Annotated in this window: 12 protein-coding genes; 7 read left to right on the forward strand and 5 right to left on the reverse strand. The window is 69.1% G+C overall.

The annotated features are described in order from the left end of the window. Nucleotides 1–203 precede the first annotated feature (203 nt). Nucleotides 204–869: a ribosome-associated translation inhibitor RaiA gene (raiA, locus tag ABZ664_RS06590; protein ID WP_362503996.1), complete on the forward strand. Its 666-nt coding sequence runs from the start codon at nucleotides 204–206 to the stop codon at nucleotides 867–869. A gap of 94 nt (nucleotides 870–963) precedes the next feature. Continuing rightward, the gene (locus ABZ664_RS06595; protein WP_362503999.1) at nucleotides 964–1,668 is read left to right on the forward strand and encodes a response regulator transcription factor; all 705 of its coding nucleotides are present in this window, start codon (nucleotides 964–966) and stop codon (nucleotides 1,666–1,668) included. A gap of 87 nt (nucleotides 1,669–1,755) precedes the next feature. On the opposite strand, the gene ABZ664_RS06600 is transcribed toward ABZ664_RS06595, so the two are convergent. Together ABZ664_RS06600 and ABZ664_RS06605 are read right to left on the reverse strand one after the other, a co-directional pair. Then, entirely contained in the window at nucleotides 1,756–2,949 is a 1,194-nt protein-coding gene (locus ABZ664_RS06600) for a crosslink repair DNA glycosylase YcaQ family protein (RefSeq protein ID WP_362504002.1), read from the reverse strand. 234 nt (nucleotides 2,950–3,183) lie between these two features. Then, nucleotides 3,184–3,498, reverse strand: a complete 315-nt coding sequence (locus tag ABZ664_RS06605; RefSeq protein WP_362504005.1) for an HGxxPAAW family protein — start codon at nucleotides 3,496–3,498, stop codon at nucleotides 3,184–3,186. 263 nt (nucleotides 3,499–3,761) lie between these two features. Here ABZ664_RS06605 and secA point away from each other — a divergent pair, with 263 nt between their 5' ends. After that, nucleotides 3,762–6,575, forward strand: coding sequence for a preprotein translocase subunit SecA (gene secA / locus ABZ664_RS06610; RefSeq protein WP_362504008.1), 2,814 nt, complete (start codon nucleotides 3,762–3,764; stop codon nucleotides 6,573–6,575). Nucleotides 6,576–6,807: 232 nt separating this feature from the next. Here the strand turns inward: secA and ABZ664_RS06615 are convergent, their stop codons facing one another. The 3 genes from ABZ664_RS06615 to ABZ664_RS06625 all read right to left on the reverse strand — a co-directional run bounded on the left by ABZ664_RS06615 (nucleotide 6,808) and on the right by ABZ664_RS06625 (nucleotide 10,066). Then, on the reverse strand, nucleotides 6,808–7,389 hold the full coding sequence (locus ABZ664_RS06615; RefSeq protein ID WP_362504011.1) for an Rv3235 family protein: 582 nt from the start codon (nucleotides 7,387–7,389) through the stop codon (nucleotides 6,808–6,810). A 226-nt stretch (nucleotides 7,390–7,615) separates the two neighbouring features. Then, entirely contained in the window at nucleotides 7,616–9,136 is a 1,521-nt protein-coding gene (locus ABZ664_RS06620; RefSeq protein WP_362504014.1) for a PTS transporter subunit EIIC, read from the reverse strand. A gap of 189 nt (nucleotides 9,137–9,325) precedes the next feature. Next, on the reverse strand, nucleotides 9,326–10,066 hold the full coding sequence (locus ABZ664_RS06625; RefSeq protein ID WP_362504017.1) for a GntR family transcriptional regulator: 741 nt from the start codon (nucleotides 10,064–10,066) through the stop codon (nucleotides 9,326–9,328). Between the two features lie 159 nt (nucleotides 10,067–10,225). Here ABZ664_RS06625 and ABZ664_RS06630 point away from each other — a divergent pair, with 159 nt between their 5' ends. From ABZ664_RS06630 to ABZ664_RS06645, 4 genes are all read left to right on the forward strand, one after another. Continuing rightward, nucleotides 10,226–11,260, forward strand: a complete 1,035-nt coding sequence (locus ABZ664_RS06630; protein WP_362504020.1) for an SIS domain-containing protein — start codon at nucleotides 10,226–10,228, stop codon at nucleotides 11,258–11,260. A 64-nt stretch (nucleotides 11,261–11,324) separates the two neighbouring features. Then, nucleotides 11,325–11,561, forward strand: a complete 237-nt coding sequence (locus ABZ664_RS06635; RefSeq protein WP_362504023.1) for a glucose PTS transporter subunit EIIB — start codon at nucleotides 11,325–11,327, stop codon at nucleotides 11,559–11,561. 164 nt (nucleotides 11,562–11,725) lie between these two features. Beyond that, the gene (locus ABZ664_RS06640; protein WP_362504026.1) at nucleotides 11,726–12,181 is read left to right on the forward strand and encodes a PTS glucose transporter subunit IIA; all 456 of its coding nucleotides are present in this window, start codon (nucleotides 11,726–11,728) and stop codon (nucleotides 12,179–12,181) included. Nucleotides 12,182–12,252: 71 nt separating this feature from the next. After that, nucleotides 12,253–12,924, forward strand: coding sequence for an HAD family phosphatase (locus ABZ664_RS06645; protein ID WP_362504029.1), 672 nt, complete (start codon nucleotides 12,253–12,255; stop codon nucleotides 12,922–12,924). The last annotated feature ends 23 nt before the right edge of the window (nucleotides 12,925–12,947 follow it).

The following is a 12,947-nucleotide window of genomic DNA, read 5'->3' on the forward strand; positions in this document are numbered from 1 at the left end:
AAGACGACTTCTCGTCGATCGATCACGGTGCGGCTTAGAGGTAAGTCCTGCCTTCCCAGGGAGCCAGATGTTCCTTGCCAGAAGAGAAGGGCATGTAGTGGCAAAGAGCTGCGAAACCCTCAGCAGGCGGATGTGGGGACGAAGACCAGGTCGGCCGAGCGGGTGTCGCAATACCACCGTCGAGGTTCGAAGGGGGGCTGTGCATGGAGATCATCGTCAAGGGTCGGCACACCGGAGTGAGTGACCGATTCCGCGACCACGTGAATACCAAGCTGGCCAGGATCGAGCGTTTGGACCACAAGCTCATCCGCGTTGACGTGGAGGTGTCCAAGGAAAGTAATCCCCGCATCGTCGACCAGCGAGAGCGCGTCGAGCTCACCATTCACTCACGTGGTCCCGCGATCCGGGCGGAGGCTTCGGCCGACGACCGATTCGCCGCCCTTGACATCGCGCTCGGCAAGCTCGAAGGACGGCTGCGGCGGCTCGCCGACCGCAGGAAGATCCATCACGGCAACCACTGCCCGCCCTCGGTCGCCGAACTGACGGCCACCGCGCTCGCCGAATCCTTCGACACCGCCCCGGCTCATCTGTTCACCGAGCAGTTGCCGGCCGAGTCCAAGAGCGAGGCCGACGCCGACGTCGCGGAGGACAAGAGCATCATCCCGATCCAGATGGACGGGGACGGTCCGCTGATGGTCAGGGAGAAGTTCCACGAGGCCGATCCGATGACCGTCGATCAGGCTCTTCTTGAGATGGAACTCGTGGGACACGATTTCTATCTCTTCCGTGACAAGGAGAGCGGGCAGCCAAGCGTCGTATACCTCCGACAGGGGTACAACTACGGCGTGCTGCGGCTCGTTGAGCCCTGAAGAACGCGTTCGAAGATCCTCTCCGACCAACCGAGGACCATGAAACCCGTGTAATCATGGCGGTCCACCGGCTCTGGCCCCCCGAGGAGGAGGCGTGACGGAACCCGACGACGCAACCGGCCCGACCGGACACGGCGAACCGATCCGCGTGCTGATCGTTGACGATCACGCGTTGATCCGCCGCAGTCTGGAGATGGCGCTGGCCGCGGAGACGGACATCGAGGTTGTCGGCGAGGCGAGCGACGGCCAGGAGGCGGTCGAACTCGCCGACCGCCTCACCCCGGATGTCATGCTCATGGACGTCCGGATGCCACGGAGGAGCGGTATCGAGGCCACTCGTGAGATCAAGGCCTCGGTGCCGAGCACACGGATCATCATGTTGACGGTGAGCGACGAGGAGGAGGATCTCTTCGAGGCGATCAAGGCGGGTGCCACCGGCTATCTGCTGAAGAACGTCCAACTCGACGAGGTCCCGGAGGCCGTCCGCGGCGTCCACGAGGGACAGTCGCTGATCAATCCGGCGATGGCCGCCAAACTCATCAGCGAGTTCGCCAACATGAGCCGTAAGGAGGCCGAGCGCCCCCCGCAACTCCCCGTCCCGCGCCTGACCGAACGGGAGATGGAGGTGCTCCGCCTCGTCGCGAAGGGCATGAACAACCGCGAGATCGCCAAGCAGCTGTTCATCTCGGAGAACACCGTGAAGAACCACGTCAGAAACATCCTGGACAAGCTTCAGCTTCACTCCAGGATGGAGGCGGTGGTCTACGCGGTCCGCGAACGGATGCTTGAGATCACCTGACGCGTGCCCGGTGCGGTGACCGCCCGGCGGTCACCGCGCCCGGCTCCGGGCGCCACGTTCGCGGGCCAGGCCGCGAGGTCACCGTGCTCAGTCCTGGGCGCCATCCTTCAGGGCGTCCTGCAGGGGGCCGGCCAGGAGAGGATCGACGCGCTCGACCCGGACGGCCTCGCAACCGACCCAGCTCGCGGCCTCCCAGAGCGCTCCGGCCAGTGAGGCGGCGCCCCTGGCCGGTGTGACCTCGGGTTCGAGGCTCACCTGACGGGCCACCAGCGTGGACCCCTCGCGGGCCGGGTCGATCCGCCCGATCAGCCGGCCCCCGGCGAGGACCGGCATCGTGAAGTAACCGTGGACACGCTTCTCCTTGGGCACGTACGCCTCAAGGCGGTGGTTGAAGCCGAACACGCGGGCGGTGCGGGCGCGATCCCAGACCAGGGAGTCGAACGGGGAGAGCGGGGTCGTGCGGTGACGGCCCCTGGGCTCGGTCTCCAGCGCGGCCGGGTCGGCCCAGGCGTCGGCGGACCGCTCGGGCCACCCGGCGACCCGGACGGGCACCAGCCCGGTGGAGCCGTCGAGCAGGCACGCGTCGAGCAGCCGTGCCTCGGGGGCCTTCAGCCGCAGGAAGTCGACGAGGTCGGCGCGGGTGGCCACGCCGAGCGCGGCCCCGGCGATCCCGGCGAGACGGGTGACGCACTCGGCGTCGGACAACTCCTCGGCCAGCAGGTCCGCGGGGACCGCGCGCTCCGCCAGGTCGTAGACGCGGCGCCAGCCCACCCTGCGCGTGCAGACGACCTCGCCGGTGTCGAGCAGCCACTCAATGGCGATCTTGGAGTCCGACCAGTCCCACCACGGCCCGCCCTTCTTGGCGCCGCCGATGTCGGCGGTGGTGACCGGGCCGCTCTCACGGACCAGGTTCAGCACCTTGTCGACGCTGTCGGGGACCTCGTGCCAGCGGAACTTCCTCGCGCGGAAGTATCTCCGTCTGAAGGCGTACAGCGCCCAGTCGCCGATCGGCAGGATGCAGGCGGCGTGACACCAGTATTCGAAGGCCCGCGCGGGCTCGTCCCAGTAGGCCCGCTCGACCTCCTGCCTGCCGACGGCGCCGAGGCGGGCGTACGCGACCAGCTCGTGGGAGCGGGCCAGCACGGAGATCGTGTCGAGCTGGACGGCGCCGAGGCGGCGCAGGGTGGCGGGGGCGCCGCCTCGCCGGGACTCGGCGCCCAGGAACCCCTGGGCGCGCAGGATGACACGGCGGGCCTCGTCGGAGGAAAGGGAGAGCTGCATGACCGCCCCAGGGGGAGACAACACGTCGTGGGCCGAGGCTAGCGCCTGACACCGACGAGGCGGCCATGCCGGTGTCAGGGGCCGCGTCCGGGACGGGTCGGGGTGAAGCCCGCCGCGTCCGGGACGGGTCGGGGTGAAGCCCGCCGCGTCCGGGACGGGTCGGGGTGAAGCCCGCCGTGTCCGGGGCGGGAGTGAGCAGGGGTGAGCCGGGATGTACCCCGCCGCACCGGGTGGTCAGTCCAGGACGCTCCGGCCGGTCCCGCTCATCCTGCGGGGGGCCTCGACGACGATGTCCTGGAAGACGCGGAAGACCAGGGTGAGAACGCCACCCATGGCGCAGACCGCCGCCCCCATCCAGAAGACGAACCAGTTGGGGCCCAGGCAGAGGGCGACCCCCGCGATGGTGAAGCCCAGCAGGATCACGGTCACCGCGAGCCAGGACGACGCCCTTCCACCGTGGCCCCCCGAGCCCTTGTGGAGCGCGGGACCGCCGTCGCCCCCCTGACCCTCGTGGGTCCCGCCACTCGCCGGACGCGTGTCGTCCGTCATCACGACTCCTCCTCCCAGGCAGTGACCAGGCATGGCGACGCGCCCGCGCGAATCCCTCGCGGACGCGACAAAGAACGGCATACCCTATGAAGCTGGTCGTACTCTCTCAAAGAAGCGGGCAAGGAACTCCCAGGGCCACAAGAGCGTCTTTGAGGGTGGCTGTGTCTGGTGGCGGAACCGCCTACGATGGCAGCGGAGAACCATGTCTCGTCCTCAGCCGGGCCGGTCCGGCCGCGGAAGACCTGCGAGGAGCTTTACCTAAAGTGCCAGCCTTTCTCGATAGAATTCTTCGCGCCGGCGAAGGCAAGCTTCTGCGTAAGCTCAAGCGGATCGCCGACCAGGTCAACTCCATCGAAGACGACTTCACGAGCTTGACCGACGCCGAATTGCGCGCGCTCACCGACGACTACAAGCAGCGTTACGCCGAGGGTGAATCCCTCGACGATCTGCTTCCCGAGGCGTTCGCCACGGTTCGTGAGGCGTCCAGGCGGGTTCTGGGCAAGCGTCACTTCGACGTGCAGATCATGGGCGGGGCCAACCTGCACATGGGCAACATCTCGGAGATGCGCACCGGTGAGGGCAAGACCCTCACCTGTACGCTGCCCACCTACCTCAACGCCATCTCGGGCAAGGGCGTCCACGTCATCACGGTCAACGACTACCTGGCCAAGCGTGACGGCGACGAGATGGGCCGTATCCACCGCTTCCTCGGTCTCGAAGTCGGCGTGATCCTGGCCAACATGCCGGCCGACGAGCGTCGCAAGCAGTACAACGCCGACATCACGTACGGAACGAACAACGAGTTCGGCTTCGACTACCTGCGCGACAACATGGCGTGGTCGCTCGAGGAGTGCGTCCAGCGCGGCCACCACTTCGCCGTCGTCGACGAGGTCGACTCCATCCTCATCGACGAGGCCAGGACGCCGCTGATCATCTCCGGTCCCGGCGAGCAGTCCGGCAAGTGGTACGCCGAGTTCGCCAAGATCGTCCCCCGGCTTCGCAGGGGCACCGAGGGCAAGGACGGCGAGGAGAACACCGGCGACTACGCCGTCGACGAGAAGAAGCGCACGGTCGGCATCTTCGAGTCCGGCGTGGAGAAGGTCGAGGACTGGCTCGGCATCGAAAACCTCTACAAGCCCGAGCACACCCACCTGGTCGGCTTCCTCAACAACGCGTTGAAGGCCAAGGAGCTCTACAAGAAGGACAAGGACTACATCGTCGTCGACGGCGAGGTCCTGATCGTCGACGAGTTCACCGGTCGAGTCCTGCACGGACGCCGCTACAACGAGGGCATGCACCAGGCCATCGAGGCGAAGGAAGGCGTCAAGATCAAGGACGAGAACCAGACTCTCGCCACGATCACGCTGCAAAACTACTTCCGCCTCTACGAGACCCTCTCCGGCATGACCGGCACCGCGGCGACCGAGGCCAACGAGTTCCACCAGACCTACAAGCTCGGTGTCGTCCCGATCCCGACGAACCGGCCGATGATCCGTAAGGACCAGGCCGACGTGGTCTACAAGACCGAGGACGCCAAGTTCCTGGCCAGCGTCGAGGACATCAAGGAGCGCTACGAGCGGGGCCAGCCGGTCCTGGTCGGCACCACGAGCGTCGCCAAGTCCGAGCGCCTGGCCAAGGAGCTCAAGCGCAAGGGCGTCAAGCACGAGGTCCTCAACGCCAAGAACCACGCCCGTGAGGCGGCGATCATCGCCGAGGCGGGCCGCAAGCACGCCGTCACCGTGGCGACCAACATGGCCGGTCGAGGCACCGACATCATGCTCGGCGGCAACCCCGACTTCCGCGCCGACCTGGAGCTGCGCAGCCGCGGCCTCGACCCGGTCGAGACCCCGGAGGAGTACGACAAGGCCTGGGGCGAGGCGCTGGAGAAGGCCAAGGCGGCCGTGCAGGCCGAGCACGACGAGGTCACCGAGCTCGGTGGCCTCTACGTCCTGGGCACCGAGCGGCACGAGTCGCGGCGCATCGACAACCAGCTCCGCGGTCGTTCCGGCCGTCAGGGCGACCCGGGCGAGTCGCGCTTCTACCTCTCGCTCGAAGACGACCTCATGCGCCTGTTCAACTCGGCGAGGGTCGAGATGATCATGACGCGTCTCAACATCCCCGACGACGTCCCGATCGAGTCCGGCATCGTCTCCAAGGCCATCGCCTCCGCCCAGCACCAGGTCGAGCAGCAGAACTTCGAGATCCGCAAGAACGTTCTGAAGTACGACGAGGTCATGAACCGGCAGCGCAAGGTGATCTACGCCGAGCGTCACCGGGTGCTGGAGGGCGCGGACCTGCACGAGCAGATCCGCGGCTTCGTCAACGACGTGATCGACGAGTACATCGCGGGCGCCACCGCCGAGGGCTTCGCCGAGGAGTGGGACCTCGACAAGCTGTGGAAGGCCCTCGGCCAGCTGTACCCCATCAGCATCACCGCCGAGCAGCTCGTCGAGGAGGCCGGGGGACGCGAGGAGCTGACCGCCCAGTTCCTCGACGAGCGGATCAAGGCCGACGCGATGGCCGCCTACGACCGTCGCGAAGAGGAGATCAACGCCCAGGCCATGGACCCGGAGGCGATGCGGGTGCTGGAGCGCCGCGTCATCCTGTCGGTCCTCGACCGCAAGTGGCGCGAGCACCTCTACGAGATGGACTATCTCCAGGAGGGCATCGGCCTGCGGGCGATGGCCCAGCGCGACCCGCTGATCGAGTATCAGCGCGAGGGCTTCGAGATGTTCACCCAGATGCTTGAGGGCATCAAGGAGGAGTCGGTCGGCTACCTGTTCAACCTTGAGGTCGAGGTCCAGAGCAACCCGATCGTCGAGGAGCACGACCACTCCGAGGACGCCGCGCTCGCGGAGACCCGCTCGATCATCGCCCGTGGCCTGCGCGGCCCGCAGCGTCCCGCCGAGCTGGAGTACACGGCTCCCGGCGAGAGCGGCGAGGTGGAGCACACCCGGGTCAGCACCAAGGCACAGCGCGACGCGTACGGCAACGTGGAGCGCAACGCCCCGTGCCCCTGCGGCTCCGGCAAGAAGTACAAGCGCTGCCACGGAGACCCCAAGAACGTCGAGGTCTGACCGTCGCCGGAGGGCCCGCACCAGCACGGTGCGGGCCCTCCGGCGTGTCCGGATCTCCTCCGCTCCCGGGCGGAGCGCCACGGGCCGGGGGCGGCGGGCTGCACGGACTCCGACAACGAGCGGTCACGGGTGTGACGGGCTCCGCGCGGGAGCGGCCGGCCACGATTTCCTGGAACGAGCGACGCGCGTGGCGGGCTCTGTTGCGAGCGGGCCGGTCAGGGTGTCACCGGCTTCACGGCCTCCGGGGACGAGCGGCGGATGCGGCGGTGGGCCTGGGCGTCGCGGGCCCTCGGCGCGGGACGCGGTCGGGGGCCGTCTCGAACTCGGTGCACAGCCAGCGCACGCCCCTGCGTTCCAGCCTCAACGCCAGGACGCGCGAGCGGTCGCCGCAGTCGACCACGACGCACATCTCCACGATCCCGTCCTCCGGCTGGGAGACGTGGACCCTGCCGACCTGGGGTGGGCGCGCACTGTGGATGACCTTCCCGCTCCTGGTCAGCTCGGCCTGGACCCTGCCGGTCAGGTGACAGGAGACGCTCGCCGGGGGACGCCTGCCGGACAGGATCTCGGCGACGGCCTGCGCGAGGGCCCGCAGCCTCCGCTCGTCGGGGACCGCGCCGGGCGGGCCCCAGACCAGCGGTTTCCTGGCCGAGGAGCCAGGCTCTCGGGGATCGAGGGCGAGAGCGAGGGTGCCCTGCACGTACGGCGGTATGGCCGGGGTGTTCCCGGTGGGGCGGTCGTCGTCGTAGGGCGGTTCCGCGGCGGGGGAGGGGGCGATTCTGGGGAGTGCTGCCGGGCGTCGTGGGGGCGACATGAGGGCTCCGATTTGCTGGTCCGGGGGCGGAGAAATTAACACATCAGGGAGTTTCCGGCCCGCTGTCCAGATACGTGGCCCGCCAACTTCCCGGAAATCGCGGTCGCTTCGTCCTGTTGGGCGGAGAAGGTCGCCTCAGGTTGGAGCGGTCACCTCCCGTGATGAGGCGGGTTGTGGCCAGAGCCGTGATCGCAGACGGACGGCCGAAAATCACTCGGCGCACCTCTCAGGAGAGGGGCGGTCCGCTCTTCGTGTCTCCCTGAGCCCGGTCGGTGTTCGTGTCTCTCCGAGCCCGGTCGGTGTCCGCGTTTCCCCGTGCCTGATCGTCGTCCGCCCGGCTTCGCGCCCGGCCGGTGTCCGTGTCTCCCCGTATCCGGCCGGTGTCCGCGTTCTCTGCTGCCCGGCCACCGTCCGCGCCTTCCCGTACCGGTGCGGAGGACTCCCCGGAGTCGACGTCGGGTTCGGGCTCGCGGCCGGGGGTCATGATGTTCAGTCTTCTGATCAGGAAGCTGAACACGGTGTAGTAGATCACCGCGTAGAACAGCCCCATCACGATGATGATCGGTATCCCCCGGGCGTTGGGTGCGGTCCCGTACAGGCCGAGGTCGATCAGGCCGGAGGAGAAGCTGAAGGCGAGCTTGGCGCCCAGGGCGGAGGCGACGGCCATGGAGATGCCGGTCAGCACGATGTGGATCATGAACAGGACCGGCGCCACGAAGATGAAGGCGAACTCGATCGGCTCGGTGATCCCGGTGAGGAACGCGGTGAGCGCCGCGGAGATCATGATCGAGCCGACCGCGGTGCGGCGGTGCGGCGGCGCGGCCCGCCAGATGGCGATCGCGGCGGCGGGCAGGCCGAACATGAGGACCGGATAGAAGCCGGCCTCGAAACCGCCGTAGCCGACGGCGCCGTTGTTGAAGCAGATCAGGTCCCCGGCGAGCTTCTTGCCGTCGACCACGCACTCGGGGACCTGGGTCCAGATCACGTTGTTGACGATGTGGTGCATGCCGAGGGGGAGCAGGGCGCGGTTGATCATGCCGTAGATCCCGGCGCCGAGCTCGCTGTTGGAGGCGAGCCAGGCCCCCGAGGCGCGGACCCAGCCGCCCAGCAACGGCCAGACGAAGCCGAAGAGCACGCCGATCACGAGCCCGGCGAAGGCGGTGAGGATCGGCACCAGGCGACGCCCGCCGAAGAAGGCGAGCCAGGTCGGCAGCTTGGTGCGGTAGTAGCGCTGCCAGAGCAGGGCCGAGACCAGCCCCATGACGATCCCCCCGAGCACCCGGGTCGGGTTCTGCGCGCCGAGGTTCAGCACCGTGTCGGGGACGCCGGGGTTGCCCCTGTCGAACACCTCCGTGGTGATGGGCCCCCTCAGATCGGCGTCGAAGAGGATGAAGAACATGTTCATGCTCACGGCGTGGAAGACCAGGTAGCCGACGAGTGCCGCCAGGGCGGTGGAGCCGTCGGCCTTGCGGGCGAACCCGATGGCGACGCCGATCGCGAACAGGATGGGCAGGTTGTCGAACAGGGCGCCGCCCGCGGTGCCGACGACACGGGCCACGTCGTCGAGCGGCGCGCTGTCGGTCCGGCCGAGGAGGTCGTCCTGCCCGAGCCTGAACAGCAGACCCGCGGCCGGCAGGACCGCGATCGGCAGCATCAGGGACCGTCCCAGGCGCTGGAGCACGCTCATCGCTGTGGACCCGCGCGGGTGGGCGGCGGGCGGGCCCGCGTCCGCCGAGAGAGGGCTCATCGGGCTTTCCTCCAGAGGCTGGAAGGGAGGAGGGCGGCGAGGGGGCGGTGGGCGGGGTGTGACGGTGGCGGTGCGGGCACGGCGGATGGGACGGGGTCGGGGGGCGAGGTCGGGAGGCGAGGTCGGCGGTGGACGGGACGTGCGCGGGAAGTCGAGGTCGGTGGCGGGTCTCGGATGTGGTCGGGGGGGTCAGGTACGGCGGGTCGGTATCTCCAGGATCGTACGGAGCTGGTAGCGGTCGGCGCGATAGGTGGACACCCCGAGTTCCGCGCAGACGCCTCCCGCGAAGGAGCGCCGCTGGAGTAGCAGCACGGCCCCGCCTCGCGGCAGTTTCAGCAGGTCGGCGTCACCGGGATCGGCGATGCCGCCGTCGATGGTGAGCTCTCCGGCGTCGAGGACCAGGCCGTAGCGGGTCTCCAGAAGGGCGTAGAGAGAGCGGCCCGTCAGATCGTGGGTGTCGAGGTCGGGCGCGAGGGAGACGGGGATGTGGGCCCGCTCGATGCACATGGGCTCGTCGGCCGCGGTCCGCAGCCGTTCGATGAAGTGAACCTCGTCGCCCGGCTGGATGCCGAGTTCTCTCGCCAGGTGCGCGCTCGCCCTGACCACCCGCCGGTCCAGGTCGCGGGAGCCGGGTTCCATGCCCCTGGCGCGCATCTCGTCGCTGAAGGAGGTGAGCCGCAGGGACATCTCGATCTTGGGGCGGGCCACGAAGGTGCCCTTGCCCGCCACCCGCTGCAGCCTGCCCTCGGAGACGAGGTGGTCCACGGCCTGCCGCACGGTCATGCGGGACAGTCCGAAGCGCTGGCAGAGCTCGCGTTCCGACGGGATCGCCGTGCCGATCGCCAGCTCGTTGTTCTCGATGAGATCGAGCAGGATCTCCCGGAGCTGGAAGTATTTGGGCACCGGGCTGTCCGGATCGATCCGGGCCACAGGACCCTCCCCTCTCGATCTGAGATACCTCATGAGTTATGGTTCGTACTGGTCTAGTCCGGACTAGACCACAGGCCGGAAAAGGGTGTCAACGTACGGACCGGAGACGGATCGGTAACGGCCCGGTCTCGTCCGTCCGAACCGAAGGATGAGCGCGAGATGACGACCAAGATGCGCAGCGAGATCGCCGAGCAGCCCGCCGCGCTGCGAGCCACGCTCGACGCACTTCTCCCCAGGGTCGGGGAGGTGGAGCGGCTCGCCGGGCAGACCCGCCAGCTGCTGTTCATCGCCCGCGGCACCTCCGACAACGCCGCGGTCTACGGCCGCTATCTCGCCGAGACGCACACGGGCAGGCTCTCCACGCTCGCCGCTCCCTCGATCGCCACGACCTACCGGCGCAGGCTGGACCTCGACGGTGTGCTGGCCGTCGCCCTCTCACAGTCGGGCAGGACCGAGGAGATCGTCGAGACCCTCGCCTGGGCGAAGGACTGCGGCGCCAAGACCGTCGCCATCACCAACGGCGGCGAGCGGACTCCCCTCGCGCAGGCCGCCGACCTCGCCCTGTGCACGGTCGCGGGTGAGGAGAAGGCCGTTCCCGCCACCAAGACCTACACCACCGCGCTCGCCGCGCTCGCCGTGCTCGCCCTCGGGCTCGGCGCGGACGTTGACGCCGCCGACCTGCGGCGGGTGCCGGACGCGGTCGAGAAGCTGATCGGCGACCCGGGCGACCTGGAGGCGATCGTCGAGGGCCTGGCCGACAAGCCGGGCGTCGTGGTCTCCGGCCGGGGTCTGGCCTTCTCCACCGCACTGGAGGTGGCGCTCAAGCTCAAGGAGGCCTGCTACCTGCACGCGATGGGCCTGTCGTACGCCGACCTGCTGCACGGCCCGATCGCCGTGGTCGACTCCGACACCCCGGCCATCCTGGTCGCGGCGGGCGAGGGCCCGACCCTGGCGGGCACCGTGACGCTCGCGGAGAGGGTGACCGGCGCGGGGGCCTCGGCGTACACGGTCGGCGGCGGCGATGCGCTCTCCTCGGTCGCCACCGCCGCGCTGAACGGCCCCGACCTTCCCGAGTGGGTCGCACCGCTGGGCCTCATCGTCCCAGGTCAGCTGCTCACCGAGGCGCTCGCGCGCAGGCTGGGGATCGACCCCGACTCTCCCCGAGGTCTCAACAAGGTGACCCAGACCGACTGATCGTGACATGTCCTTTAGCCTGGTCATAGCCTTGGGGACAGGGTGATCACATCTGGAGGGCGACATGGCGGCCGACGCCGACGCGATCATCGCTGGACTCGGTGGGGCGGACAACATCATCGAGATCGAACCGTGCATCACCCGGCTTCGCACCGAGGTGCGCGACGCCTCCAGGGTCGACCAGGCCGCCCTGCGGGCGGCCGGCGCGCACGGTGTGATGGCGGCGGGCAACGTCGTCCAGGTGGTGGTGGGCCCCGAGGCCGACACGATCGCCAGCGACATCGAGGACATCATCGGCTGAACACGACCGACGTGGGCATGGGCATGGGCATGGGCCGATCGGGGCAGGGGCGGACGCTCTCACGGCGGAGGTGTGCCCAAACGGCACGGGCGACAGGGGCGGCAGGGGCGGCAGGGGCACGGACGGGCCGCCCTCGCGGGTGGCGGCAGGCCGAGGGGGGGACGGTGACCACAGTTCTGGCACCGGTCGCAGGGGTGGCCGTGAGGCTCGGCTCGGTGCCCGACCCGGTCTTCTCCGAGGGGCTGGTCGGGCCCGGTGTGGCGATCGAGCCGGACAGGGCGCCCGGCAGGGTGCTCTCTCCCATCGCGGGCACCATCGTCAAGCTGCACCCGCACGCGTTCGTGGTCGTCGGCGACGACGGCCGAGGGGTCCTCGTCCACCTCGGCATCGACACGGTCGAACTCAGGGGCGAGGGCTTCGAGATACTGGCCGCCGAGGGTGACCGGGTGAGCGCGGGGCAGCCGGTGGTGGCGTGGGATCCGGCCGGGATCGAGGCGGGCGGGCGCTGCCCGATCTGCCCGGTCGTGGCGCTCGACGCCGCCGCGAACGCCGTCACCGGCCTCGCCACGGGGGTCGTCGACGCCGGGGACGACCTTTTCGAGTGGGACGATCCGGTCTGAGCGCTCGCGGAAGCGACCACGAGACACCGGCCGTGCGACACCGGCCGCGGAGCCGAGAGTGGGGACGAGAAGTGGCGACGACAGCGAGACCGCCCGTGAAGGCGGCGCTCTTCGATCTCGACGGGACGCTGATCAACACCGAGCGGCGGAGCATGGCCATGTGGTCGATGCTGCTCGACAGCCACGGGGTGGTCCACGACGAGATCGTGCTGCGCGGATTCATGGGACGGCGTGGGCGCGACGTCCTGACGGAGCGTGCCCATCTCTTTCCCGGCAAGCGGATCGACGACCTGATCGAGGAGGTCTTCTCCTTCCAGGATCATCCAGGTCTGCCCGACATCGTGCCGGTGCCGGGCGCCGCCGAGCTGGTCCGCAGGGTATCGGCGCACGGTTCGCCGGTCGCGGTCGTCACCTCCGCCGACCGTGACTGGGCGGAGGAACGGCTCGCGCAGGTCGGCGTCCGCGACCTGCTGGAGACGATCGTGTCCGCCCACGACGTGACCGTGGGCAAGCCCGACCCCGAGGGGTTCCTCCTCGCCGCCGCACGCCTGTCGGTCGATCCGGCACACTGTGTGGCGTTTGAGGATTCCATTGCCGGGATCACGGCGGCGAAGGCGGCGGGCATGGCGTGCGTGGGCATAGCGACCACGCACGCGGGCACTGAGCTGGCCGGGGCCGATCTCGTGGTCACCGACCTGACGGGGGTCGCCTGGCCTCTGTCGCCCAACGATCTCGTGGTCTAGACCGCGGGAGGACTCTCGGGAGG

This window comes from Streptosporangium sp. NPDC006930 (assembly GCF_040635605.1).
Taxonomy (GTDB): Bacteria; Actinomycetota; Actinomycetes; order Streptosporangiales; family Streptosporangiaceae; genus Streptosporangium.